We start from the raw sequence: 24,202 nt of genomic DNA, 5'->3' as shown, positions 1-24,202 counted from the left end.
TATTCTTGCGTGTCTAGGCATTTTCTCAGCCTTAAAATTGCGTTAAGAGCGGCGGCCTCCCAAGGAAATCGATAAAAATACTGATTGGAATGAACATGACAGAAGCGATCTCCGTATCGCCGAGCCCTTCGAACAGCGCGCAAGTCAATTCGCCGGCACGCGTCCTGATCGCTAGCCTCATAGGCACCACCATCGAATTCTTCGACTTCTACGTCTACGCGACGGCAGCCGTCATCGTTTTCCCGCACCTTTTCTTCCCCTCGAGCGATCCGACCTCCGCACTCCTGCAGTCGCTGGTGACCTTCTCGATCGCCTTCTTCGCCCGCCCTTTCGGCGCGGTGGTCTTCGGCCATTTCGGAGACAAGGTCGGCCGCAAGGCGACTCTCGTGGCAGCGCTCATGACCATGGGCCTGTCGACCGTCGTGATCGGCATGCTGCCGGGTTATGATACGATCGGCATCGCCGCTCCGCTTCTGCTCGCGCTGTGCCGCTTCGGTCAGGGCCTCGGCCTTGGCGGCGAATGGGGCGGGGCAGTGCTGCTCGCCACCGAAAATGCCCCTCCCGGCAAGCGCAGCTGGTACGCTATGTTCCCGCAGCTCGGCGCGCCGATCGGCTTCATCCTTTCCTCCGGCTTCTTCCTGATCCTGGCGGAAACCATGAGCAACGAGGACTTTCTCGCCTATGGCTGGCGCATTCCCTTCATCGCCAGCCTCGCGCTCGTCGCTGTCGGTCTCTACGTCCGCCTGAAAATCGCCGAAACGCCGGAATTCCAGAAAGCAGTCGAAAAGCACGAGCGGGTCGCCGTTCCAGTCGCGACCGTCTTTCGCGGCCATTTGCGCAGCCTGATCCTTGGCACCTTCATCGCGGTGGCCACCTTCGTGCTCTTCTACCTGATGACAGTCTTCACGCTGTCCTGGGGCACGACGAAACTCGGCTATACGCGTGAGCAGTTCTTGATCATCCAGCTCGTCGGCGTCGTCTTCTTCGGCCTGACGATCCCGCTTTCCGGCTGGCTGTCCGACCGCTACTCGCGTCGCCTTATCCTGATCCTGACGACGATCGCCATCGCTATCTTCGGCTTCTTCTATGCGAGCCTGCTGACGGCTGGCCTCACGGGCGCTGTCCTGTGCTCCATCATCGGCCTTGCATTGATGGGTTTCACCTACGGTCCGATCGGCGCTGCACTTGCGGCCCCCTTCCCGACCATGGTGCGTTACACCGGCGCCTCGATGACCTTCAATCTCGGCGGCATCTTCGGAGCATCGCTTGCTCCTTATATCGCCACCTGGCTCGCGACCAACTACAGCCTTGATTTTGTCGGCTACTACCTCGCCGCCTCCGCTGCGATCTCGCTGATCTGCATCCTGCTATCGGGCCGCGAAGAAGTCTAAGACTTTCTAGCCATGCTCAAGAAAGCCGCGACGTAACCCGCCGCGGCTTTTTTTATTGATGCAATCGACACTTCCGGCTAGCCAGAGCCTCCAAGGGCGAACAGGGAGAAGATCATGCGATGCCTCGTCACCGGCGCAGCCGGCTTCGTCGGCGTTCCTCTTGTCGAACGACTGCATAGAGAGCGGATTTGCGACTTGGCGGTCACGACGCGAGCTGCGACATCAGCCTTCCCGTCCGATGTCAGGCATTTCCCTGTCGATATCACCGAGACGACCGATTGGACGGCAGCGCTGCAAGGCATCAATGTCATCGTCCATCTCGCCGCCCGCGTTCATATCATGAACGATCGCTCTGCCGATCCGCTGGCCGACTTCCGCCGCGTCAACACCGCTTCCACCCTCAACCTTGCCGAACAGGCAGCCCGCGCCGGCGTGAAGCGCTTCGTCTTCGTCAGCACGATCAAGGTCAATGGTGAAGAAAACGACCGGCCCTTCCGGCACGATGATGTTCCGAAGCCTCTCGATCCCTATGGCATTTCCAAGATGGAAAGCGAAATCGGCCTGCGCGAAATCGCTGCCCGCACCGGGATGGAAGTCGTCATCATCCGCCCGCCGCTGGTTTACGGTCCCGGCGCGCGCGGCAATTTTGCCCTGCTTGTCGGGCTGGTCCGCAAGAAGCTGCCGCTGCCCTTTGCCTCGCTGAAAAATCGCCGCACGCTGGTGGCCGTACAGAACCTCGTCGATCTCATCATCACCTGCATGCACCATTCCGCCGCCGCCGGCGAAACCTTCCTTGCCGGAGATGGCGAGGATCTTTCGACGCCCGCGCTGATCCAGGGCATTGCCGCAGGCCTCGCCGTCAAACCGATGCTGCTGCCCTTCCCGCCGTCCCTGATGCACATGGCAGCCAGGATCACAGGAAGGGAAGCCGTCTATCAGCGCCTCTGCGGCTCGCTACAGGTCGATATTTCCCACGCCCGTGACGTGCTGGGCTGGTCGCCCGTCGTCACGCCGTGGGAAGGTTTGAGGCTTGCGGTAATATAGCGCCTATTCTGATGTGACGCCCTGGAAGGGGTGGACCTCACGGTCCGGCATGAAGAGGCCGACACGCTTGATTTCCCATTCGAGCTTGATGCCGGCCGTCTCGAAAACCTTGCGGCGCACTTCCTCGCCGAGATATTCGAGATCGTAGCCCGTCGCCTGTCCCATGTTGATCATGAAATTGCAGTGAAGCGACGACATCTGCGCGCCGCCGATAACGAGGCCGCGGCAACCCGCTTCGTCGATCAGTTTCCAGGCAGAATGACCCTCCGGGTTCTTGAAGGTCGAGCCCCCGGTCTTTTCGCGAATCGGCTGTACCGTCTCACGATGGTTGCGCACGGCATCCATTTCCGCGCGGATCTTGGCCCGGTCGTCGGAATAACCTTCAAAAACCACCGAGGTGAAGATCAGGTCGTCAGCGGCATCAGAATGACGATAGGAATAGCCCATATCGGCATTCGACAGCACGTGCTTGTTGCCCTTGCGGTCGATCGCCCGCACTTCGACGACGCGGTCCTTCGTCTCAGAACCATTGGCACCGGCATTCATGCGGGCAGCGCCACCGATGCCGCCGGGAATTCCGTAATAGAAGGCGAAACCGCCAATGCCATTATCCATCGCCATCGCCGCCACATGCTTGTCGGGGCAGATGGCACCGGCGACGATACGGTTTTCGCCGGCGAGCTCGACGGAACCGAAGCCCTTGGCCGACAGCCGCAGCACGACGCCAGGGATACCGCCGTCGCGGACCAGGATATTCGAACCGACGCCGACGACCGTCAGCGGCACTTCATCCGGCAGGATCTTCAGGAAGGCGATGAGATCTTCCTCATCATGCGGCTGGAACATCAGCTCGGCAAGACCACCGGCGCGAAACCACGTGACACGATCCATGGGGGCATCCGGCGTCAATCGGCCACGAATGTCCTTTACGCCATCTCCGAGAGAGGCAAGAAGCTTTTCCCCGTTAACCTGTTTCATGCGGACTTTCCTGAAAGGTCTTGCAACTGCTTCGGCAGCGCTGCTGCCCAATATGTAATGCTACCAGCACCCAGAAGAACCACAAAGTCCCCGGGTTTTGCAATCTCTGCTACCATCTGAGGTAGAGCTTCCGCCGAAGGAAGGAAGCGCGCATCACGATGCCCCCCCGATTTGATACGGGAAACCAGCGATTCCGAATCCGCTCCCTCGATCGCTTCCTCACCGGCGGCGTAGACAGGCGCGATGAAAATGCTGTCTGCATCGTTGAAGCAGGCGGCAAATTCTTCGAACAGGCTCGACAGCCGCGTATAGCGATGCGGCTGGTGCACGGCGATGATCCGGCCCTTGCAGGCCTCGCGGGCAGCGCGCAGCACCGCCTTGATCTCGACCGGATGGTGACCATAGTCGTCGAAAATCTGCACGCCGTTCCATTCGCCTGTCAGCGTAAACCGGCGCTTGACGCCGCCGAACGAGGCAAGCCCCTTGGCAATGGCTTCCCTGGAAATGCCGAGCCGGTTGGCGACGGCAACGGCCGCGGTCGCATTAGAGATATTGTGACGGCCTGGCATCGGCATGACGAGATCGTCGAGCCGGGTGACCTGTCCTGTACGGCGACGGCGGATCTCCACGTCGAAGACCGATCGCGTGCCTTCTATACGCACATTCATGAAGCGCACATCTGCCTGCGGATTTTCGCCGTAGGTGATGACCTTGCGGTCCTCGATACGGCTGACCAGCGCCTGCACCTCGGGATGATCGAGGCACATAACGCCGAAGCCGTAGAAAGGCACGTTTTCGACGAACTGCCTGAACGCGGCGCGAACGGCATCGAAATTGCCATAATGGTCGAGATGCTCAGGGTCGATATTGGTGACGACGGCGACATCGGCCGGCAGCTTCAGGAAAGTACCGTCTGACTCGTCCGCCTCCACCACCATCCACTCGCCCTCGCCCATGCGCGCATTCGTGCCATAGGCATTGATGATGCCGCCATTGATGACGGTCGGGTCCAGCCCGCCGGCTTCGAGCAGCGTTGCGACAAGCGAGGTGGTCGTCGTCTTGCCGTGCGTGCCGCCGATCGCGATCGCATTGCGAAAGCGCATGAGTTCGGCCAGCATTTCCGCGCGGCGCACCACCGGCAACAGCTTTTCGCGCGCAGCGACGAGTTCCGGATTGCTCTTCTTGATCGCAGTGGAGACGACGACGACTTCGGCGTCGCCGAGGTTTTCCGCCTTGTGGCCGACGAAGACCTCGATGCCCTTGTCACGCAGGCGCTGGACATTGGCGCTGTCGGACTGATCCGATCCCTGCACCCTGTGGCCGAGATTGTGCAGCACCTCCGCGATACCGCTCATGCCGATACCGCCGATGCCGATGAAATGGACAAGGCCGATCGTCTTTGGCAGCTTCATGTGCGTGCCCCCTTGAATTCTGTAACTGTCTTGCCGGCGGCAATAGCCTCAACCATGTCGGCAAGCAAGTTTGCTGCATCCGGTTTTCCTGCGAGTTTGGCGGCCGCCGCCATGTTGGCAAGTTTTTCCGGGTCGTTCATCACATGCGTCAGGATGGAGGCGATACGCTCCGGAGACAACTCCGACTGTGCGATCACATTGGCCCCACCGGTTGCCGCGAGCGCCGCCGCATTCGCCGCCTGATCGTGGTCAAGGGCATGCGGATAGGGGACCAGCACCGCCGGGCGCCCAATCACCGAAATTTCCGAAACCGTCGAGGCGCCGGAACGGCAGATGACGAGATGTGCCTTGGCAAGGCGCTCCGCCATGTCGGTGAAAAACGGTGCAATATCGGCGCCCATCTGCAGCTGAACTGTGCAGTCGCGCACCATCTCCATATCCTCGGGACGAACCTGTTGGGTCACCCTCAGCCGCGCGCGTAGCGCATCGTCGAGCAGGCTGATCGCCGTCGGCATCGCTTTGGAGAAATACTGCGCGCCCTGGCTGCCGCCGAAGACCACGAGATTGAATGGCTCGCCTGGGTAGGAAGGCACGTAAGGCTGCTCGGCTGCGGTAAGGATCGCCGGTCGCACGGGATTGCCGGTCGCGACCGTCTTGTCGGAAAACGCGCCGCCGCTTTCAGGCAGGAAGCCGCCGGCAATCGCTCTGACACGAGACGCGAGCGCCTTGTTGGCGCGACCCATGACGGCATTCTGCTCGTGCAGCATGGAAGGCACGCCAAGGCGCGTTGCGGCCAGCAGCGGCGGCACGGTCGGATAACCGCCGAAGCCGACGACGATGACGGGCTTCAGCCGCTGAATCAGCCGCTTTGCGCTGCGCATTCCGGTCCAGAGCTTCCATAGAGAACGGGCAACGGCCACGGGGCTCTTAGAACCGATCGTCGCCGACGGCACGACATGGATTTCATCGGCCGGAAACTTGCCGGCATAACGCTCCGCACGGCTGTCGGTGACGAGATGCACCGCATAGCCACGCTCTCTGAGCTTGAAAGCGAGCGCCTCTGCCGGAAACACGTGGCCGCCGGTTCCCCCGGCGGCAAGAAGGACGATGCCCTTGCTCATAATTCCTCACTCCGCCGGCATACCGTGCGGCACCCGGAAGAGGCTCCGGTCCTGCGCACGTTTTTCCGGGCGATGGCGCGTCAGCGCCAGAATGAAGCCGGCCGTCACGCAGATCGCCACCATCGACGAGCCACCATAGGAAATCAGCGGCAGCGTCATGCCTTTTGCCGGCAGCAGTTCGAGATTGACGCCGATATTGATGATGGACTGAATGCCCATCTGCAGCACGAGGCCGGCAACGGCAAAACGGTTGAAGTCGTTGCGTTCGCGATAGGCATGCGACAGGCCGCGCAACACCAGCACGGTGAAGATGGCGACGAGCGCGATGCAGAAGACGATGCCGAATTCCTCGGCCGCAACCGAGAAGATGAAGTCGGTATGGGCGTCCGGGATGATGCGCTTGACGATACCTTCGCCCGGTCCCTGACCGAACCAGTCGCCGCGAATGATCGCCTCGCGGGCGGTATCGATCTGGAACGTATCGCCTTCGCCGGTGAGGAACTTGTTTATTCGGCCCGCCACGTGCGGGAAAACGTAGTAAGCGGTCACGAGGCCGCCTGCGCCGCCGGCGCCGAGCACGATGATCCAAAGCCATGGCATCCCGGCCATGAAGAACATGCCGCCCCAGACCGCCGTCGTCAGGATCGTCTGGCCAAGATCTGGCTGGGCGACAAGAAGAGCGACGACAATGCCAAACAGGATGATGGCGAAAAGATTACCCGGTATCTCCGGCTGGCGCGCATGTTCGGCAAAGAGCCATGCGCAAACGACGACGAAGGCCGGCTTCATGAATTCCGACGGCTGAATGGAAAGTCCTGCGATCCAGATCCAGCGTCTGCCGCCCTTGACCTCCTGGCCGAAGAACAGCACCAGCAGCATCATCGCAAGTGCGACGATCAGCAGGATGATGGCGGTGCGCCGTATCTGCCGCGGCGTCAGGAAGGAAAGACCAAGCATGACCGCGATCGACGGTATCATGAAGGCCGCGTGGCGCTTGACGAAGTGGAAGGGTTCGAGGCCGATGCGCTCGGCAACCGCCGGCGACGCCGCAAAGGAGAGCATGAAGCCGATGCCCATCAGGAAGAGGAACAAGGCCAGAAAAAAGCGGTCGATGGTCCAGAACCAATCGGCCAAGGCTCCACGTTCCGCGCGGCTCACCATGTCATTTGCCTCCTGTTGCCGAGTTGATCAGCATCGTCACGCCGTCGAGGGCAGCCACATGGCTGACAAAGGCATCGCCCCTGACTTCAAAGTTCTTGTACTGGTCGAAGCTTGCGCAAGCCGGGGATAACATCACGGCCACGGCACCGGTCTCATCTTTTTCGGCGTCAGCTGCCGCATGCGCCACGGCCCGTTCCAGCGTGCCTGATATTTCGTAGGGTGCTGCCTCACCGAGCGTTGCAGCAAATTCCGCCGCCGCCTCGCCAATCAGATAGGCCTTGGCGATACGCGGGAAATAGGGCGCAAGGGTCGTGATGCCGCCGGCTTTGGGCAAACCGCCGGCAATCCAGTAGATCCGGTCATAGCTCGAAAGCGCCGGCGCTGCCGCATCGGCATTGGTTGCCTTGGAATCATTGACGAAGACGACATGGCCGCGCCGGCCGACCGGCTGCATGCGGTGCTTCAGGCCGGGGAAAGATGCAAGACCTGCGCGGATATCCTCGGCAGACACGCCGACTGCAAGACAAGCTGCGGCCGCAGCAGCAGCATTCTGTGCATTGTGGCTACCGCGCAGCGTCTGGATGCCACCGAGATCGGCGAAGGGTCGCGTCGCCCCGCTCGCTGCTTGGATGAGCTTGGTCCCTTCGGCATAGATGCCGTTAGCCACCACGTTACGGCGGGAGATCCTGATAACCTTCACTCCTGCCCGCTCGATACGGTCGGCGATCAGCGCCGAGTGGCTGTCATCGATGCCGACAACAGCGACATCGCTGGCGGCCACCAGCCGCTCCTTCACGTCGGCATAGTGCTGCATCGTCCCGTGGCGATCGAGATGATCGGGCGTCAGGTTGAGGAGAATGCCGGCAGATGGATTGAGCGTCGGCGCAAGATCGATCTGATAAGAGGAGCACTCAACGACGAAATAACGTTCGGCCTTCGGCGGATCGAGCGTCAGGACAGCGGTGCCGATATTGCCGCCGAGCTGCGTGTCACGGCCGCTCGATTTCAGGATATGGGCAATCAGCGCCGTCGTCGTCGATTTCCCGTTGGTGCCGGTGATCGCGATGAAAGGGCAATCTGGAGCATGCGCTCGCCGCTCACGCACGAAGAGTTCGACATCGCCGACGATATCGACACCCGCCGCGCGCGCCAGATCCACCGTCCAGTGCGGCTTCGGATGGGTGAACGGCACGCCGGGCGAAAGCACGAAGAGCGCCTGCGCGCTCCAGCCGATTGTGCGAAGGTCGGCAGTGGCAATACCCTCTGCCGTAGCCTTGGCGACGCTGTCAGGATTGTCGTCCCAGGCCGTGACATCGGCACCACCGGCGACCAGTGCCTTGGCGGTCGCCAGACCCGAACCGCCGAGACCGAAGAGAGCGACTTTCTTTCCTGCAAGCGTCGTGATCGGGATCATGATCGCCTCACCGCAGCTTCAGGGTGGAAAGGCCGATCATGGCAAGGCCGACGGCAATGATCCAGAAGCGGATCACCACCTGGCTTTCCGTCCAGCCCTTCTTTTCGAAATGGTGATGGATCGGCGCCATGAGGAAGACGCGCCGGCCGGTCATCTTGAAGAAGCCGACCTGGATGATGACAGAGAGCGTTTCCATGACGAAAAGGCCGCCGACAATCGCCATGACGATCTCGTGCTTGGTGGCAACGGCAACGGTGCCGATCGTGCCGCCGAGTGCGAGCGAGCCCGTGTCACCCATGAAGATTGCAGCAGGCGGCGCATTGAACCACAGAAATCCGAGGCCCGCGCCGATGACGGCGCCGAGCACGACGGCGAGCTCACCGGTGCCAGGCACGAAATTGATCTGCAGATAGTTCGCAAAGACGGCGTTGCCCGCAAGATAGGCGATGATGCCGAAGGCGGCAGCCGCAATCATGACCGGCACGATGGCAAGCCCGTCGAGGCCATCTGTCAGGTTCACGGCATTGCCGGCGCCGACGATGACGAAACCGCCGAAGACGACGAACATAATGCCGATATTGATCAGGAAGTCCTTGAAGAAGGGAAAAGCGATCGAGGAGCCGAAGGTCGAGCCGGCGGGTCCGGAGGCAAGTGCCGCGCGCATCATGAAATAGACGGCGATACCCGCGATGATGAACTCGATGCCGAGGCGCGCCTTGCCGGAAAAGCCCTTGTGACTCTGCTTGGTGACCTTGAGATAGTCGTCATAGAAGCCGATCGCGCCGAAGCCGAGCGTCACGAGCAGCGTCGCCACCACATAGACGTTGGAAAGATCGGCCCAGAGCAGCGACGCTCCAACAATGCCGGCCAGAATCATCAACCCGCCCATGGTCGGCGTGCCGGCTTTCTTGAAATGCGTCTGCGGTCCGTCAGCGCGAATCGGCTGACCTTTGCCCTGCCGGATGCGCAGCGAATTGATGATGGTCGGCCCGAAAAGGAAAACAATGAGAGCGGAAGTGAAAAGAGCGGCGCCCGCCCGGAAGGTAATGTACCTGAACAAATTCAGAAATTTGAAATATTCCGACAGTTCGACTAGCCAAATCAGCATTCAGGGCCCCTTTACCCGATCATAGTTCGCGTTGCGTGTCTGAAACTGGCGGGTACTTGTCAAGGAGCGCGGCGACAATCTTACCGAAACCGATCCCCAGGGACGACTTCACCATCAACACGTCGCCAGGTGCGACCGAGTTCAATACGAATTCCAATAATTCTTCCGTGTTCTCGCGATGCTCGACCGCGACGCCGTCGGGAAGCGATTCCTGCAGCGCCACCATCTCCGGCCCCGCGAGCCACACATGTTCGAGACCGGCCGCCAGCAGCGGCCCGGCGAGATCCGCATGGACCTGCGGCGCAAATTCACCCATTTCCAGCATGTCGCCGAGCACGGCGATGCGGCGTCCCCGGCCGATCGGCTCGGCTGTCGCGAGCAGCGCGATTGCCGCGCGCATGGAGGCCGGATTGGCGTTGTAGCTTTCATCGATCAGTGTGAAGCTGCCATTGCCGATCGGCAGCGTATAGCGCTTGCCTCTGCCCTTCTCCGGCTTCAGCGTCGCAAGCGCCTCGATGGCCTTGTCGAGGCTGGCGCCGACGATCGTCACGACACCCAATGCGGCGAGGGCATTTTCAGCAATGTGGCGGCCGGGCGCACCGATGCGCACTTCCTTGGTCTCGCCCCGAACCGTCATCCAGAGCGTCGAGCTTTCATCCGAGCCATTGAATTCCGCGAGACGGAATTCCGCCTTGGCATGCTGCCCGAAGGAATGGATCCTGGTGATGCCGAGCGATTGCGCCGCCTGCTCCAGGAAAGCGAATTGATCGTTGTCGCGATTGAGCACGACATCGCCACCGGGTTCCAGCCCTTCGAATATTTCGGCCTTGGCGGCAGCGATTTCCTCGATACTTTTGAAATTGCCGAGATGGGCAGGCGCAATCGTCGTGATGACGGCGACATGCGGACGGATCATCTTCACCAGCGGACGGATCTCGTCCGGATGGTTCATGCCGACTTCGAAGGCGCCGAAATAGGTGTCGATCGGCATGCGCGCAAGCGTCAGCGGCACGCCCCAGTGATTGTTGAAGGAGGCCACCGACGCATGCACTTTGCCCGAGGGCGACAGCACATGCCGCAGCATCTCCTTTGTCGTCGTCTTGCCGACCGAACCGGTGACGGCGATGATTTTAGCGCGCGAACGATCGCGGGAGGCTTGGCCCAGCTTGCCGAGAGCCGCAAGCACATCCTCGACCACGATCATCGGCACCGTCAGGCGCCCCATGGCCGGCAGGCGGGCCTCGCTGACGACGAGCAGGGCCGCGCCATTGGCAACCGCCATGGAGGCAAAGTCATGCCCGTCGACACGGTCGCCCTTGATCGCGAAGAAGGCTTCACCCGGGGCAATCGAGCGGCTGTCGATGGAAATGCCGGTGATACCCTGCGGCAGCGAGCCGAAGGGACGGCCCGCCATCGCGGCAATCATGTCCTCAGTGGTCCAGAGCCAGTTCACGGTACCCGCTCCTCCAAAGCCTTGCGCACTTCCGCATGATCGGAAAATGGCAGTGTGACGCTGCCGATCGTCTGCCCTTCTTCATGTCCCTTGCCGGCAACGATCAGCGTATCGCCGGATTTCAGCTGCAGAACCGCCTCGCGGATCGCTTGAGCGCGGTCGCCGATCTCGGAAGCGCATTTGGCGGCCGCCATGATCTCCGCGCGGATGGCGGCTGGCTCCTCCGAGCGTGGATTATCGTCTGTGACAAAGACGACATCGGCCAGCCGGCAGGCAATTTCGCCCATGATCGGCCGCTTACCGCGGTCGCGATCGCCGCCGCAGCCGAAGACGACGATGACCCGACCCGTCGTAAAAGGCCGCACCGAGCTTAGCACGTTCTCCAGCGCATCCGGCTTGTGCGCATAATCGACATAGGCAAGCGCGCCATCTTTTGTATGGCCGACCAGTTCGAGACGGCCGGAGGCACCCTGCAGCTTCTCGAGCGCTGCCATGGCAATCTTTGTCGGAACACCCGTGGACATGGCAAGTGCCGCAGCAACCAGCGCATTGGCGACCTGAAAATCGCCGGCAAGCGGAATATCGACCTCGAAGATCTCGCCTTCCGCATGGATTTCCGCAACCTGCTTGTGACGGAAATGCTCGACACGCTTCAGCGAGAGATAAGTGCCCTTGCGCCCGACCGTGCGCACATCGTGGCCAGCAGCCGCCGCAGCCTTGATCGCCTGCTCCGACCACGGATCATCTGCAAAGACGACGGCCGGCGAGCCCTTCGGCAGAATACGGTCGAAAAGGTGCATTTTGGCAGCCATATAGTCTTCGACCGTCGGATGGTAATCCATATGGTCGCGGCCGAGGTTGGTGAAGGCGGCCGCAGCAAGGGTCACGCCATCGAGGCGATACTGGTCGAGCCCGTGGCTGGAGGCCTCCATCGAGGCATGTGTGACACCTTCATCGGCAAGTTCCGCCAGCAGCTTATGCAGCGAAACCGGATCGGGCGTCGTCAACGAACCATACTCATTGCGCGTTGGCGAAACGACGCCGGTCGTGCCGATCATTGCAGCCGCATGGCCGGCGTGCGCCCAGATCTGTCGCGTGAAGGAGGCAACCGAGGTCTTTCCGGCCGTACCCGTCACCGCGACCATCGTCGCAGGCTGACGTCCATAGAAACGCGAAGCAGCAACGGAGAGGAAACGCCGCGGCTCGGAAACGACAAGAACCGGTACGGAGACATCTGTCGCGTGTGCGGCGACGACGACGATCGCGCCCTTGGCAACCGCATCGGCAACGAAGCCCGCGCCATCGGCCTTGGAGCCGGCGATCGCGATAAACGCCATGCCGGGCGCGATCTTGCGGCTGTCCGAAGACAAACCTGTTACCTCCAGCGCGCCGGCCGGCCCTTCGAGTTCAGCTTTGATTTCCGGAAACGCATTTCCGGCGAGGTCCCGCAATTTCATCGAATGCACTTCTCTGGTTCAGGTCGACCGCCCCTTACGAATCGACTCCGACATTGATTCACACTCAATAAGACACCAACAAGGCCGAGCCGTCTTCGCCAAATTCCGGTTCGACACCGAGAATGGGGGCAGCACGACGCACGATGTTCTTGACCATGGGAGCTGCCGTATAGGCGGCGATACGCTGATGCTGCTCGCCGTCGAGCGGTTCGTCACAGAATGTCAGCACCACATATTTCGGATTATCGATCGGGAAAGCCGCCAGAAAAGCGTTGAAATTGAGATTGCTGGCGTAGCGACCGTTGACGACCTTGTCGGCCGTGCCGGTCTTGCCGCCGACATGGAAGCCCGGCACGTCGGCATTGCGGCCCGACCCCTTCATGCCGTTCAGCTTGAAGAGATAACGGATATCATCGCTGGTGCTCTTCTTGACGACCATTTCGGCGACCTCATCGGCCTGTTCGCGGGTGCGCGGCAAAAAGGTCGGCTCGATCAGCTTGCCGCCATTGATGAGTGCGGCTCCGGCCACGGCCGTCTGCAGCGGCGTCGTCGCAACACCATGACCGAAGGAGATCGTGATCGAATTGATCTTCTTCCAGACGCGCGGCTGAGTCGGCATCTTCACCTCGGGCAGCTCGGTCTGCATCTTGGTGAGCAAGCCGAGGCGCGTCAGATATTCCTTCTGCAATTCCATGCCGACGAGATCGATCATCCTCGCCGTGCCGATATTGGAGGAATATTCGAAGATTTCGGGAACCGTAAGCCAGCGCCGCTGGCCGTGGAAGTCGTGAATGGTGAAGCCCCCGATGCGGATCGGGTTGGTGGCGTCGAAACTGTCCTTCAGCGAAACCTTGCCGCTGTCGATCGCCATCGCCGTCGAGAAAGTCTTGAAGGTGGAGCCCATTTCGAACGTACCATTCGACATGCGGTTCAGCCAGCCGTCCTTGGAGCCTTCCTGCGGATTGTTCGGATCGAAATCGGGCGCAGACGCCATGGCGACCACTTCGCCCGTATGCGCATCGAGAACGACGGCGCCAGCGCCCTTGGCCTTGTAATTGACCACGGCATTGGTGACGACATCGCGCACGATTGCCTGCACACGCACATCGATCGAAAGGCGCACCGGCTCCAGCGGCTGATCGCTCGTCATACCGACGGAGGCAAGATCGGCAAGCCCCTGATCGTCGATATATTTCTCCATCCCGGCAACGCCCCGGTTGTCGATATTGACGTAGCCGAGGATATGCGCAGCGGTCGCACCACCCGGATAAAAGCGGCGCTTTTCCGGACGGAAGCCGATACCGGGAATACCGAGCGCCAGGATCTGGCTCTGCTGCTTTGGCGTCAGCTGGCGGCGCAGCCAGGCAAAATGCGAGGTGGGGTTCGCAAGCTTCTTGTAGGTGTCCTTCGCATCGAGATCGGAAAGCACCGTCTGCAGCTTCTCAACAGCTTCATCCGGGTCGACAATCTTGTTCGGCTCGGCAAACAGCGAAACGGTGCGGATATCGGTTGCCAACACTTCGCCGTTGCGGTCGATAATGTCGGGGCGCGAAGCCATCAGCCGGTCGGGCGGCAGAATGGAAGAAACCGATTCCGGCTCCTTCATCGCATATTCGACGAGACGTCCGCCGATGACGGCATAGAGGGCGGTAAAGCCGATGATCAGCAGGCCGACGCGGCTCCTTGCCTGCCCCGACTTACGTTTGCGCGAGCCTTCGATCGCCACGCCGGAAGGAGCCCCGAAACGGTTATAGACGCCGGCGGAAAAATGCGCCTGGCTCTTCAGCACCATGATGCGGGAAAGAAAGGACATTATTCCAGCGCTCCCGTTTCGATCTGATCCGCATCTTCATCTTCAACTTCGCGCGCCGCCGGCTTGCGGATCGGCTGGGCCTTGGCAACGGTGGCCGCACCCGGCTTGGCGCCAGTCTTCGCGTCCCCGGCCTTTGCTTCTGTCACGTCAGGCGGAGGAACTTGCGACTTCAGCATCGGCAGCTCGCGCGCGTGAGCCAGTGCGGTCGAATCCGTCGGCTGCAGCTGCAGTTCGCTGTTATAGGCATTGACCAGGCGCTCCAGCCGGTTCGGCTGCGACTGCAATGCCCAGTCGGCCTTCAGGAGATCGATCGTGTCCTTTTCCAACTTGATCTCCGCTTCGAGGCGACGAACCTCCTCGAGCTTCAACTCGGCGCGGTGCTTGATCGTATAAGTAACGGCGGCTGCCGCCGTCATGACACCGATGAGCACAAGATCGAACGTTCTCAGCATATCAAGCTCCAAGCTTTCCGAGGCTGGCAAGATTGGGGAATCCGAAGAGCGACATGTCTTCAGCTTCAGCGGGAGCGGCAGTGCGCCGGCCGGCGCGCAGCTTGGCAGAACGGGCGCGCGGATTGGCCTCGGCTTCTTCCTCGCTGGCCGAAACCATCGACTTACCGACAGGCTCGAAGGTCGCGGCCCGCTCATGCGCGATCGGCAGATGGCGGGAGCCGGAAGCCTTGCCGGCACGATCCGAGAAGAACTTCTTCACGATCCGGTCTTCCAGCGAATGGAAGGTGACCACGACGAGACGGCCACCGGGTTTCAGCGCCCGCTCGGCAGCAAACAACGCCTGCGCCAGTTCGCCGAGCTCGTCATTGACGAAAATGCGCAGCGCCTGAAAGACGCGTGTTGCGGGATGGATCTTGTCCTTCATCTTGCGCGGCGTCACCAGCTCGATGAGGCCGGCAAGATCACGCGTCGTCTCGAAAGGCCTTTCGGCGCGGCGCTTTTCGATGGCATGCGCAATGCGCGGCGCCTGGTTCTCTTCACCGAGATAATGGAAGATGCGGATGAGATCAGCCACCTTGGCGCGGTTGACGACATCTGCGGCAGAAACGCCTGCAGCCGACATGCGCATGTCGAGCGGGCCGGCCTTTTGGAAAGAAAAGCCGCGCTCGGCCTCATCGATCTGCATCGAGGAAACGCCGATATCCAGCACGACGCCATCAAGCCCGCTATCGGGCGCATGATCGGCAAGCTGCGAGAACTGCGAATGGATGAGCTTGAGATGATCGCCATGCGCGGCAACGAGCGCCTGCCCGGCTGCGATCGCCGTCGGATCACGATCGAGCGCAATCACATCGGCGCCGGCAGCCAGAATAGCTGAGGTATAACCGCCCGCACCAAAGGTGCCATCGAGAATGACCTTGCCGGAAGAAGGCTCCAGCGCCGCAAGCACCTCTTTGAGAAGAACCGGAATGTGGCGAACCGGTCCGCCACCGGCTTCAGTTGAACCTCCGCCAGGATTCGCCGCCATTCCGTTCCCTCGCTCTCTCAGGAACGCCTGCCCGCCAGCCTGCGCTCCCCTCGTGCCTGCGCCTGCGCGGCCGCGAATGCTTGCGGCTGCCAGAGCTGAAAGTGATCCGCCCGACCGACGAAGGCCACCTCGTCCGTGATCCCCGTGAAGTCGCGGATAAAATCCGTGACCATCAACCGACCCTCGGCGTCGAGCTTCATGAAGACCCCGCCCCCATGAATGAGAAGCGACATCTCGTTCGCATCCGGCGAAAACGGATCCTCCGCCGCAATCTGCCGTTCGAACCTTTCCAGAAGATCCGAACCGCCGACGCTGATCGCCGGAAACACAAAGTCCTGGAAGCAGTAAAGCTCCTGAACGTTGCGCTGCGCCAGCACGGAACGAAACGCCGCAGGGACGGAAACCCGACCCTTGGTATCGATCCTGTTGGTCGCATTCGAAAGGAAGCGGCTCATGACACGAAACATCCGTTCCCGAAAGAGCGCGGAGAGCTTTTTGCCGCCCGAAACTCCCAAAATCAGGCACAGCGTCGCAAGCCGAAAGAACCAAAGTCCTTTCGACGCTTCCGATCCGGAAGGCGCCTTTGCTTTGCGATGAATGGGCAGATGATTGCCCTGATGCAGTGCGCATTTGGGATAGCATGGGACCATATGGGCGTCAATGGGATGAGCCCATTTTGAAGTGGGCGCAGTATCAAAGATTTATAAGCTGTTAAGTTTAACAAAGGGTTAGGAAAGCGATTCTCAAATGCCGCCTGAAGTGCCTCTCAGGAACAGGAAATCCGCCAAGCCAAGATCCATAAGGCTTGCCTCATTCCCGGCATTTCAATGGCTTGAATAGGAAGAAATCGGATTTTGCGGCAGAGCAACCGCCGCAGGAAGGTAATCGCCAGTTGGCCTGTAAGCCGGGTTCTGTATGGCTCCGGCGAACCGGAACGTGGCAGCCATTCATCTGGGACAGCGCTTGCACGCTGCCTCACGCAACCCACCCGGATGACTGACCCAGAAACAGGCCGGAAGGCTTTCGCCGACCGCGTCATCCCTATTCGGTTTTGCTCCCGGTGGGGTTTACCGTGCCATATCCGTTGCCGGAGATGCGGTGGGCTCTTACCCCACCCTTTCACCCTTACCTGTCATGACAGGCGGTTTGCTTTCTGTGGCACTTTCCCTGAGGTCGCCCTCGCCGGACGTTATCCGGCACCGTGTTTCCGTGGAGCCCGGACTTTCCTCACCCTACCGCCTTTCGGCATTGGTAAAGCGCGGCTGCCCGGCCAACTGGCAGGGCTCCCTTAAACGAGGAAGCCTGCAAAAGCCAATGAAATATGGGAAGGAAGCTTAGCCGAAATAAGGTGCGAAATCCGTGGCGTAGCCCTGGCCCTCGATTCCGCCTGCCAGAATGAGCTCGGCCCCGAGCCTGCCGATTTCATCGGAGCTCTTGGCCGATGTTCCCATACAGCCGGTGAGAACCGCTATATGCGGCGAAGCACTATAGCCGATCATTGGATAGCGGCTCTTCGTATAGGAGACGACGCAGGATGCGGAAGAAATGGAACGCGCTTTGAGGTCCGGAACGATGCGATCGACGATGGCCTTCAGATGATCGCGCGCGAACTCGCGCCCCTCAGTGCGGAACCAAGCGCGCATTTCCGCATCGGTGCCCAGCACCAGATTATCTGGATCGCCGCCGATCTTCAGGTAGAGCTTGCCGTCGGGATAGCGGATCGGCGGCAGGAGATAGATATCGATGCCGGGCGCGTCGAGAATGAGCGAGGGCATGCCGGCAAAACGCGCCGCATCCTCTCCCGCCACTTCAAAGAGGGCAACCGTGCGCCCATAAACCGTCATATCAACGGATTGCGGCAAGAGATTCTCGGAAATGGAAAAACCACCGGCTGCAAGCAGCACCTTCTCGGCACGATAGACCTCGCCGTCCGCCGTGGTGATGACAGCTGCCCCGCCTTCCTCCCGGACCGAGACGGCATGATCGCGGATGACGGTCGCACCTGCCTCTTCGGCCAGCAGCGACTGCGCCTTCACGAGCTTGCGCGGGCTGATGTACCCCGCCCCTTTCGCCTCGAAAAGGCCGGCACTGCCGGAAGGAAAGACGAAATAGGGAAATTGCGTCTTCAGTCCGGCCTCATCGAAGGAGACGGTTTCGACGCCCAGAGAAACGGCGGCCTGTCTTGTATTCTTGAGATACCCGCTCTCGGGTGTCGCGACGACGACGCAGCCCGCTTCGGTATAGAAATCGACGCCACTCTCTTTCACGATCTCGCCATAGCGGGCGATGGAGCGATTGGCGAGCAAGGCCCAGTCTCGATCAGGATCGATGGTCCGCGTAATGCGGCCTTCGTCGTAGTGGCTGGCGAAAACGCCGTCATGCATCTTGCGATCGACCGGCTCGTCCGGTCCGATGACAGCAACGCCATTCGTCTGACGCGCCAGATATTTTGCGGCCGCGGCACCCATCATGCCACGGCCGATAACGATGAACCTGAAATCGACAGCCATATCGCACCTCGCTAAAGGCCAGCGATATCATGGCAATCGTACTGAATCATCCAGCTCTTTTCAGGGAAAATGCTCCGTTCACAGCATCGCAAGAACCTTGCCGCAATAGGACTTGGAGACCGGGTTCATGCGCGTCGCGCCGTGACCGGCATTGTACTTGAGGATGGTATTGCAGGTCTCGCCGCCACCGAGGTCATGGGCGGCCGCCAGATACTTCATACCGTACCTGATGTTGGTTTCCGGATCGAACAGGCCCCTGGCGCTGCCGGTATAGCCCATCATGCGCGCCGTTGCCGGCTTGATCTGCATCAGGCCGATTTCGCCGTGGCTGCCGCGGGCGTTCGGATTGAAATTGCTTTCGACGCGGATGACCGCAGTCGCAAGCGCGACCGGTACATTATACTGATTGGCATATTTGCTGATCAGCGCGGAATAGGAATTGCCGGAATCATTGGCGACGGGATAGCCACTCTGGCGCTCGACCGTCTTCAGCGGACGTTGTGCGGTCTTTACCGGGCGTTCTGGCCTTTTCTGCTGGCGCGCCACCTTCTGCGGACGCTCTATCTTCTGCCGGCGTTCCGTCGTCTGCGGACGCTCCACTTTCCTCACGGGAGCATCGGCTCGCACGCCCCAGTCATTCGCAAAGGCAAAGCTATTTCCCGCCAGCACCATGCCAACGCATGCCGCAGCAACAATAACAAGTTTTCTCATGTAGTCTTGAACACTCCGACCCAAAGAATTGCCGGACTGCGCGCCTCGCCGTCATAGGAAATCCCCAACCAAGGACTGATTGGGATTCTCAGCAATTCTTATCGTTTCACATCACGCCTTGGATTTAGCTTGGGAACAACCTCAGGCGTCGTTTGACGGGAGCCCTTAGACCATCGCAATGAGGAGATAATAGGGAAATGATGTGGCAGGCCGAATTTCAGGTGCCAATGTGAAAAATCGGTAATGCCGGAAACGATGGAAGATCAGGAATAACGCGGCAGCGCAGATAGCAGGCGATGGAGCGTATCGATCGTCGAGAAATCGGCGATCCCGTCCACCCGCTCGGGGCGAAAATGCCGCTGGAAAGCTTCGACGTCGCCAGCTGTCTTATCGCTGAATTCGCCCGTGATTTCAGTGGCGTACCCGTAGAGTGATAGCATGGACTGCAACGCCTCGATCGGCTGACCGCGGTCACCGCGCTGGAAGAAGCGTCCGCCCGTGATAGCGGCTGGCTCCACCCAATGGCCGACACCCGCCTGATGCAGGTCGCGCCAGGGGAATTTCTCGCCCGGGTCAACCTTGCGGACGGGAGCGACATCGGAGTGGCCAAGCACCCTTTCAGACGCGATTGACCAGCGATCGCCGCAATCACGACATAATTCGATCACCGCTTCGATCTGCTCTTTAGGATAGTCCGGAAGTCCGCCCGGATGACCTGCATTGGCGATCTCGATGCCGATCGACAGCGAGTTGATATCCGTCTCGCCTTGCCAGAAACTCTTGCCCGCATGCCACGCGCGATGGCTCTCCGGCACCAGCTGCACGACCTCGCCGTTCGGAAACACGAAATAATGGCAGGAAACCTGACTTTCGTCGCGACAGAGCCAATCGAGCGCGCCGTCGGGGCTTGGCATGCCAGTATAGTGCAACAGGATCATATCGGGCTTGTGGCCACCCGCGCGCTCACCATAGTTCGGCGAGGGCTGGACGCGCGCCTTAGAGTAGTCGGCCTCGAATGAGGTCATGCGGCGCGACGTTCCTTTTCGATCGCCGCGTAGGCGTCGTTCAGGGCCGCCATGCGCTCATTGGCGATCACATAGAACTCTTCCGAAACGCCGCGCGAGACCAGCCGATCAGGATGATGCTCACTGACAAGCACATGGTATTGGCGGCGGATCGTCGGGAAATCATCTGCCGGCGAAACGCCGAGAACCTTGTAGGGGTCGCGTCCATGGGAAACATGGCGTGCAGCGATCTGATCGAAGCGGGCCTCGCTCATCTGGAAGATCTCGGCGATATGGCGCAGGAAATTCATTTCCTTCTCGTGGATCAGTCCGTCTGCCTTGGCGATATGGAACAGGCCGTCGAGCACATCTTCCAGAACAGGGCAGTTGGCAGCGCAGGTCGAGCAGAGCGTGGATAGCTTCGCGGCATAGGCCTCATAACCGGCAACGTCCTGACGAGCGAGATTATAGAGGCGCGCGACATTCTTCGCTTCGCTCGGCGGAAACTCGAAGATATCGCGGAAGGCCTGCACTTCCTTTTCGCTGACGATACCGTCAGCCTTCGCCATCTTCGCAGACAGCGCAATGACGGCCACCGAGAAGGCAACCTTGCGGCGCGTCTCCGGATCGCCTTCGAAAACCGTGCGAATAGCCTCGACCACAGCGGACAGCGCATTGCCCGCGGCGTTGCCAATGGCATTCACCAGTTTTTCCCAGAAAAACATCGTCATCTTCCCGCAATGCAGCAAGTTCTAGAGGAAACACGTTGACCAAATAATCGTTGCCATTGCAAGGCGGCTATTGGTCGTAACCTCGAAAACAGTTTTCACAATTCGGCAACGGTCGCCTGAGACGGCCATCCACCGCGTCAGTTTCCGTAGTATCCCACACCAGGCCCTGCGATTTCCACAATACTTATGGATGGGTCGACCAGCGTTGAAACGATTATATCGCCACTTCCGCGTCTCACCCTGCAGAAAGGCGCGTTTTCGTAAATTCTTTACTTTACAGGGCACTTTCCCTGCCGCATCCATGCGTTACCTGAAGCATGTCGCGCAAAAGTCTGCAGCGGTTTTGCGATAATGACATGCATAAGACAGAGACTGAGCTGCACGCAGTCGCGCGTCAGGCGCCAAAGGAGGGATTATGGCCAAACAGAAAGTAGCAATGCTGACCGCCGGAGGCCTGGCGCCCTGCCTCTCTTCCGCCGTCGGCGGCCTGATCGAGCGCTATAGCGACGTCGCGCCGGATATCGAACTCATCGCCTACAAGTCCGGTTATCAGGGCGTACTGCTCGGTGACGCCGTGCAGATCAATGCTCAGATGCGCGAAAAGGCGCCGCTCCTGCACCGCTACGGCGGCTCGCCGATCGGCAATAGTCGCGTCAAGCTCACCAATGCCGCCGACTGCGTCAAGCGTGGTCTCGTCAAGGAGGGCGAAAACCCGCTGCGTGTTGCGGCTGAACGCCTTGCCAATGATGGCGTCACCATCCTTCACACGATCGGCGGTGACGACACCAACACCACGGCCGCCGATCTTGCCGCCTACCTCGCTGCAAACAGCTATGACCTTACGGTCGTCGGCCTGCCGAAGACGGTTGACAACGATGTCGTGCCGATCCGCCAATCGCTCGGCGCTTGGACGGCTGCCGAAGTCGGCGCCCACTTCTTCGACAATGTCAGCAACGAGCAGACGGCAGCACCGCGCACGCTAGTGATCCATGAAGTCATGGGCCGCCACTGCGGCTGGCTGACGGCTGCCACCGCCCGCGCCTATCTCCACCGCACCAAAGGCAATGAATATGTCGATGGTCTGATGATGAACGAGCATATGAAGAGCATCGACGCCGTCTACCTGCCGGAAATGGCCTTCGATCTCGACGCCGAAGCCGCACGCCTGAAGGAAACCATGGACCGCACCGGCCATGCGACGATCTTTGTCTCGGAAGGCGCCTGCCTCGACGCCATCGTCGCCGAGCGCGAAGCCGCCGGCGAGACGATCAAGCGCGATGCCTTCGGGCATGTGAAGATCGACACGATCAATGTCGGCGCCTGGTTCCAGAAACAGTTCGCGAGCCTTCTCGACGCCGAGCGCTCGCTTGTTCAGAAATCCGGTTATTTCGCCCGTTCCGCACCGGCAAACGGTGAAGATCTGCGGCTGATCCAGAGCATGGTCGACCTCGCCGTCGAAAGCGCTCTCAACAAGATTTCGGGTGTAACCGGCCATGACGAAGCGCAGAACGGCAAGTTGCGCACAATAGAATTTCCCCGCATCAAGGGTGGCAAACCGTTTGATCTTTCCACCGGATGGTTTGGTGAAGTAATGAGCCAGATCGGGCAAAAATACAGGGCGGCATGATTGACGGATGGCTAATATGGTGTCTTTGCTTGTTCTCTGGGAATAGGAGGAGATTCCATGTCGCTTGAAGCTTGGCTCGCTTTTGCGGCCGCATCCGCCATCATGCTCGCCATACCGGGACCGACCATTCTTCTGGTCGTTTCCTATGCGCTTGGTCATGGCCGGAAAACGGCGCTGGCAACCGTTTCGGGCGTGGCACTCGGCGATTTCACAGCCATGACGGCATCGCTTTTCGGTCTCGGTGCCCTGCTCGCCGCATCGGCAACGCTGTTCACCGTGCTGAAGTGGATCGGCGGCGCCTACCTGATTTGGCTTGGAATCAAGCTGTGGCGGGCGCCGATCATCGGCGGCCATCTCGCCGATAACGACAATCTGCCGGAAGAAAAATCCCTGCGGATTTTCCTGCACGCCTATGTGGTGACGGCGCTGAACCCGAAGAGCATTGTCTTCTTCGTCGCCTTCGTACCGCAGTTCCTCAACCCGGCCCTTCCCTTCTTCAACCAGATGCTGATCATGGAGGCGACATTCCTCGTGCTCGCCACCATCAATGCCTCCTTCTACGCATTGGCCGCCCATGCCGCCCGTGGCCTGATTCGGAAGGCGAGCGTCCAGCGTGCGGTCAACCGGACTGGCGGCACTCTGCTCATCGCAGCAGGAGCCGTAACAGCCGGATATCGCCGTATTGCAGCCTAGTAATAATCCGTGGTTGCCGCAAAGCCACGAATAAGTTAATGGCTACTCCCGGGCTTAAGGTATTTGATAACTTTTAAGACGCTGCCGGGGCGGCGCGAGTCACGAAAGTGAGAGAATGGTAGCGATCGGATTTTCCGGCCTGAAGCGCAGTCTCGTGGTTTCTACCATGCTCTGCGGCGTCATTACCGGATGCGCGAGCGTCGAATATACCTCTCAGGCAGAACTGACCGCCGCGCAGACCGTCATTCCCATGCCGAAGCCAGGTGAAGACGCAACGCTGGCGGCGATCCCGACTGCCGAAGGTGCAAACGCTTCCGCCGTCGCAACGATCACACCGCAGCAGCAAACCACCTCCCCCGTCCTGACGGGCACAGCCATGCCGGCCGTTGTCTCGCCCGTCCAGCAACAGGCTGGCGGCTTGGCAATGCAGACAGGCGTCCAGCAGGTTGCCGTTAACGGCTATGCACCCATTCCGCTGACACCGGAAATGACGGCGATCCAGTCCGTCATCCCGACACCGCGCCCGGCTTCTCCGGCAAGCCCTTCGACGCAGCTCGCCTTCGCGGCCACGACGCCGCAAAATGGGGCGCTCGCAGCGCTTGCCGCCGTCGATACGACGCCCCGCTTCACCATGGATTACGGCTTCGACGAGTCCGGCCCGATCGATCCGCCGACAGCCCCCCCGATGTTCAGCGACAACGACGGCGACGATGCGCCGACCGTCGAAAAGAGCGTCGTCAGCAAGCTCATCAGCAAATATTCGAAACTTTACGAAATTCCAGAATCGCTGCTCCATCGCGTCGTCCATCGCGAGAGCCGTTACAACGCCAAGGCCTACAACAAGCGCGGCTACTTCGGTCTCATGCAGATTAAGTACAACACCGCAAAGTCGATGGGTTATGACGGCAACCCCGCCGGCCTCTTCGATGCGGAGACCAATATCAAATATGCCGGCAAGTATCTGCAGGGCGCCTGGCAGGTCTCCGATAAGAGGGAAGACGACGCCGTTCGTCTTTATGCGCGCGGCTACTATTACGACGCCAAGCGCAAGGGCATGACAGACATCGCCCAGGGCAACTATTGATCCTGAGACAT

General features: G+C 60.3%; 21 protein-coding genes and 1 other RNA gene. 5 read left to right on the top strand and 17 right to left on the bottom strand.

The window, feature by feature from the left end; all coding sequences use genetic code 11:
* The first annotated feature begins 95 nt into the window (after positions 1-95).
* The gene (locus FHX15_RS02810; RefSeq protein ID WP_184393488.1) at positions 96-1,391 is read left to right on the top strand and encodes an MFS transporter; all 1,296 of its coding nucleotides are present in this window, start codon (positions 96-98) and stop codon (positions 1,389-1,391) included.
* Positions 1,392-1,505: 114 nt separating this feature from the next.
* Positions 1,506-2,435 carry an SDR family oxidoreductase gene (locus FHX15_RS02805; RefSeq protein WP_184393486.1) on the top strand — a complete coding sequence of 310 codons (930 nt, stop codon included), beginning with the start codon at positions 1,506-1,508 and terminating at the stop codon, positions 2,433-2,435.
* A 3-nt stretch (positions 2,436-2,438) separates the two neighbouring features.
* Here FHX15_RS02805 and murB read toward each other — a convergent pair whose 3' ends face one another.
* The 17 genes from murB to FHX15_RS02720 form a co-directional block, all read right to left on the bottom strand.
* Complete coding sequence (gene murB, locus FHX15_RS02800; protein WP_184393484.1) at positions 2,439-3,413, bottom strand: UDP-N-acetylmuramate dehydrogenase; 975 nt, start codon at positions 3,411-3,413, stop codon at positions 2,439-2,441.
* A complete protein-coding gene (gene murC, locus FHX15_RS02795) occupies positions 3,410-4,825 on the bottom strand; it encodes a UDP-N-acetylmuramate--L-alanine ligase (RefSeq protein WP_184393482.1) in 1,416 nt (471 codons plus the stop codon). The genes murB and murC overlap by 4 nt, the downstream gene beginning before the upstream one ends.
* Positions 4,822-5,946, bottom strand: a complete 1,125-nt coding sequence (murG, locus tag FHX15_RS02790; RefSeq protein WP_184393480.1) for an undecaprenyldiphospho-muramoylpentapeptide beta-N-acetylglucosaminyltransferase — start codon at positions 5,944-5,946, stop codon at positions 4,822-4,824. Before murG ends, murC begins: the two co-directional genes overlap by 4 nt.
* A 6-nt stretch (positions 5,947-5,952) precedes the next feature.
* Entirely contained in the window at positions 5,953-7,107 is a 1,155-nt protein-coding gene (gene ftsW / locus FHX15_RS02785) for a putative lipid II flippase FtsW (RefSeq protein WP_112541257.1), read from the bottom strand.
* A gap of 1 nt (position 7,108) precedes the next feature.
* Entirely contained in the window at positions 7,109-8,521 is a 1,413-nt protein-coding gene (gene murD, locus FHX15_RS02780) for a UDP-N-acetylmuramoyl-L-alanine--D-glutamate ligase (RefSeq protein WP_184393479.1), read from the bottom strand.
* Positions 8,522-8,528: 7 nt separating this feature from the next.
* Complete coding sequence (gene mraY / locus FHX15_RS02775) at positions 8,529-9,629, bottom strand: phospho-N-acetylmuramoyl-pentapeptide-transferase (RefSeq protein ID WP_184393477.1); 1,101 nt, start codon at positions 9,627-9,629, stop codon at positions 8,529-8,531.
* A gap of 19 nt (positions 9,630-9,648) precedes the next feature.
* Positions 9,649-11,082 (bottom strand): UDP-N-acetylmuramoylalanyl-D-glutamyl-2,6-diaminopimelate--D-alanyl-D-alanine ligase, encoded by a 1,434-nt coding sequence (locus FHX15_RS02770; protein ID WP_184393475.1) that lies wholly within the window; start codon positions 11,080-11,082, stop codon positions 9,649-9,651.
* Entirely contained in the window at positions 11,079-12,539 is a 1,461-nt protein-coding gene (locus tag FHX15_RS02765) for a UDP-N-acetylmuramoyl-L-alanyl-D-glutamate--2,6-diaminopimelate ligase (protein WP_184393473.1), read from the bottom strand. The genes FHX15_RS02770 and FHX15_RS02765 overlap by 4 nt, the downstream gene beginning before the upstream one ends.
* A 64-nt stretch (positions 12,540-12,603) precedes the next feature.
* Positions 12,604-14,352, bottom strand: coding sequence for a penicillin-binding protein 2 (locus tag FHX15_RS02760; RefSeq protein WP_184393471.1), 1,749 nt, complete (start codon positions 14,350-14,352; stop codon positions 12,604-12,606).
* Positions 14,352-14,804: a hypothetical protein gene (locus tag FHX15_RS02755; protein ID WP_184393469.1), complete on the bottom strand. Its 453-nt coding sequence runs from the start codon at positions 14,802-14,804 to the stop codon at positions 14,352-14,354. The genes FHX15_RS02760 and FHX15_RS02755 overlap by 1 nt, the downstream gene beginning before the upstream one ends.
* A 1-nt stretch (position 14,805) precedes the next feature.
* On the bottom strand, positions 14,806-15,831 hold the full coding sequence (gene rsmH, locus FHX15_RS02750) for a 16S rRNA (cytosine(1402)-N(4))-methyltransferase RsmH (RefSeq protein WP_184393467.1): 1,026 nt from the start codon (positions 15,829-15,831) through the stop codon (positions 14,806-14,808).
* 17 nt (positions 15,832-15,848) lie between these two features.
* Positions 15,849-16,286: a division/cell wall cluster transcriptional repressor MraZ gene (gene mraZ, locus FHX15_RS02745; protein WP_246778850.1), complete on the bottom strand. Its 438-nt coding sequence runs from the start codon at positions 16,284-16,286 to the stop codon at positions 15,849-15,851.
* 429 nt (positions 16,287-16,715) lie between these two features.
* An RNA gene (rnpB, locus tag FHX15_RS02740) (RNase P RNA component class A) lies at positions 16,716-17,109 on the bottom strand.
* A 56-nt stretch (positions 17,110-17,165) separates the two neighbouring features.
* Entirely contained in the window at positions 17,166-18,341 is a 1,176-nt protein-coding gene (locus tag FHX15_RS02735; RefSeq protein WP_184393463.1) for an FAD-binding oxidoreductase, read from the bottom strand.
* A 78-nt stretch (positions 18,342-18,419) separates the two neighbouring features.
* A complete protein-coding gene (locus FHX15_RS02730) occupies positions 18,420-19,052 on the bottom strand; it encodes a lytic transglycosylase domain-containing protein (RefSeq protein WP_184393461.1) in 633 nt (210 codons plus the stop codon).
* Between the two features lie 263 nt (positions 19,053-19,315).
* A complete protein-coding gene (locus FHX15_RS02725; RefSeq protein ID WP_184393459.1) occupies positions 19,316-20,077 on the bottom strand; it encodes an N-acetylmuramoyl-L-alanine amidase in 762 nt (253 codons plus the stop codon).
* Positions 20,074-20,781 carry a DnaJ family molecular chaperone gene (locus FHX15_RS02720; RefSeq protein ID WP_184393457.1) on the bottom strand — a complete coding sequence of 236 codons (708 nt, stop codon included), beginning with the start codon at positions 20,779-20,781 and terminating at the stop codon, positions 20,074-20,076. The genes FHX15_RS02725 and FHX15_RS02720 overlap by 4 nt, the downstream gene beginning before the upstream one ends.
* Before the next feature lie 421 nt (positions 20,782-21,202).
* Between FHX15_RS02720 and FHX15_RS02715 the strand changes: the two genes are divergently transcribed.
* From FHX15_RS02715 to FHX15_RS02705, 3 genes are all read left to right on the top strand, one after another.
* On the top strand, positions 21,203-22,414 hold the full coding sequence (locus FHX15_RS02715; protein WP_184393455.1) for a pyrophosphate--fructose-6-phosphate 1-phosphotransferase: 1,212 nt from the start codon (positions 21,203-21,205) through the stop codon (positions 22,412-22,414).
* Between the two features lie 57 nt (positions 22,415-22,471).
* Complete coding sequence (locus tag FHX15_RS02710) at positions 22,472-23,107, top strand: LysE family translocator (protein ID WP_184393453.1); 636 nt, start codon at positions 22,472-22,474, stop codon at positions 23,105-23,107.
* Between the two features lie 115 nt (positions 23,108-23,222).
* Positions 23,223-24,191, top strand: a complete 969-nt coding sequence (locus FHX15_RS02705; protein ID WP_184393451.1) for a lytic transglycosylase domain-containing protein — start codon at positions 23,223-23,225, stop codon at positions 24,189-24,191.
* The last annotated feature ends 11 nt before the right edge of the window (positions 24,192-24,202 follow it).

The sequence above is a fragment of the Rhizobium sp. BK650 genome (assembly GCF_014195325.1).
Lineage (GTDB): Bacteria > Pseudomonadota > Alphaproteobacteria > Rhizobiales > Rhizobiaceae > Rhizobium.
Note: the sequence above shows the minus strand (reverse complement) of the source record. Positions and strands in the feature narration are given on the sequence as shown.

What these genes read in the sequence shown, in the direction of transcription:
- murG (WP_184393480.1), bottom strand. Translation starts at nt 5,946, where the DNA reads ATGAGCAAGGGCATCGTCCTTCTTGCCGCCGGGGGAACCGGCGGCCAC.
- mraZ (WP_246778850.1), bottom strand. Translation starts at nt 16,286, where the DNA reads ATGAGCCGCTTCCTTTCGAATGCGACCAACAGGATCGATACCAAGGGT.
- mraY (WP_184393477.1), bottom strand. Translation starts at nt 9,629, where the DNA reads ATGCTGATTTGGCTAGTCGAACTGTCGGAATATTTCAAATTTCTGAAT.
- FHX15_RS02725 (WP_184393459.1), bottom strand. Translation starts at nt 20,077, where the DNA reads ATGACCTCATTCGAGGCCGACTACTCTAAGGCGCGCGTCCAGCCCTCG.
- FHX15_RS02805 (WP_184393486.1), top strand. Translation starts at nt 1,506, where the DNA reads ATGCGATGCCTCGTCACCGGCGCAGCCGGCTTCGTCGGCGTTCCTCTT.
- FHX15_RS02810 (WP_184393488.1), top strand. Translation starts at nt 96, where the DNA reads ATGACAGAAGCGATCTCCGTATCGCCGAGCCCTTCGAACAGCGCGCAA.
- FHX15_RS02710 (WP_184393453.1), top strand. Translation starts at nt 22,472, where the DNA reads ATGTCGCTTGAAGCTTGGCTCGCTTTTGCGGCCGCATCCGCCATCATG.
- FHX15_RS02730 (WP_184393461.1), bottom strand. Translation starts at nt 19,052, where the DNA reads ATGAGAAAACTTGTTATTGTTGCTGCGGCATGCGTTGGCATGGTGCTG.
- FHX15_RS02735 (WP_184393463.1), bottom strand. Translation starts at nt 18,341, where the DNA reads ATGGCTGTCGATTTCAGGTTCATCGTTATCGGCCGTGGCATGATGGGT.
- rsmH (WP_184393467.1), bottom strand. Translation starts at nt 15,831, where the DNA reads ATGGCGGCGAATCCTGGCGGAGGTTCAACTGAAGCCGGTGGCGGACCG.
- FHX15_RS02705 (WP_184393451.1), top strand. Translation starts at nt 23,223, where the DNA reads ATGGTAGCGATCGGATTTTCCGGCCTGAAGCGCAGTCTCGTGGTTTCT.
- FHX15_RS02715 (WP_184393455.1), top strand. Translation starts at nt 21,203, where the DNA reads ATGGCCAAACAGAAAGTAGCAATGCTGACCGCCGGAGGCCTGGCGCCC.
- murD (WP_184393479.1), bottom strand. Translation starts at nt 8,521, where the DNA reads ATGATCCCGATCACGACGCTTGCAGGAAAGAAAGTCGCTCTCTTCGGT.
- FHX15_RS02720 (WP_184393457.1), bottom strand. Translation starts at nt 20,781, where the DNA reads ATGTTTTTCTGGGAAAAACTGGTGAATGCCATTGGCAACGCCGCGGGC.
- FHX15_RS02765 (WP_184393473.1), bottom strand. Translation starts at nt 12,539, where the DNA reads ATGAAATTGCGGGACCTCGCCGGAAATGCGTTTCCGGAAATCAAAGCT.
- murC (WP_184393482.1), bottom strand. Translation starts at nt 4,825, where the DNA reads ATGAAGCTGCCAAAGACGATCGGCCTTGTCCATTTCATCGGCATCGGC.
- FHX15_RS02760 (WP_184393471.1), bottom strand. Translation starts at nt 14,352, where the DNA reads ATGTCCTTTCTTTCCCGCATCATGGTGCTGAAGAGCCAGGCGCATTTT.
- murB (WP_184393484.1), bottom strand. Translation starts at nt 3,413, where the DNA reads ATGAAACAGGTTAACGGGGAAAAGCTTCTTGCCTCTCTCGGAGATGGC.
- FHX15_RS02755 (WP_184393469.1), bottom strand. Translation starts at nt 14,804, where the DNA reads ATGCTGAGAACGTTCGATCTTGTGCTCATCGGTGTCATGACGGCGGCA.
- ftsW (WP_112541257.1), bottom strand. Translation starts at nt 7,107, where the DNA reads ATGGTGAGCCGCGCGGAACGTGGAGCCTTGGCCGATTGGTTCTGGACC.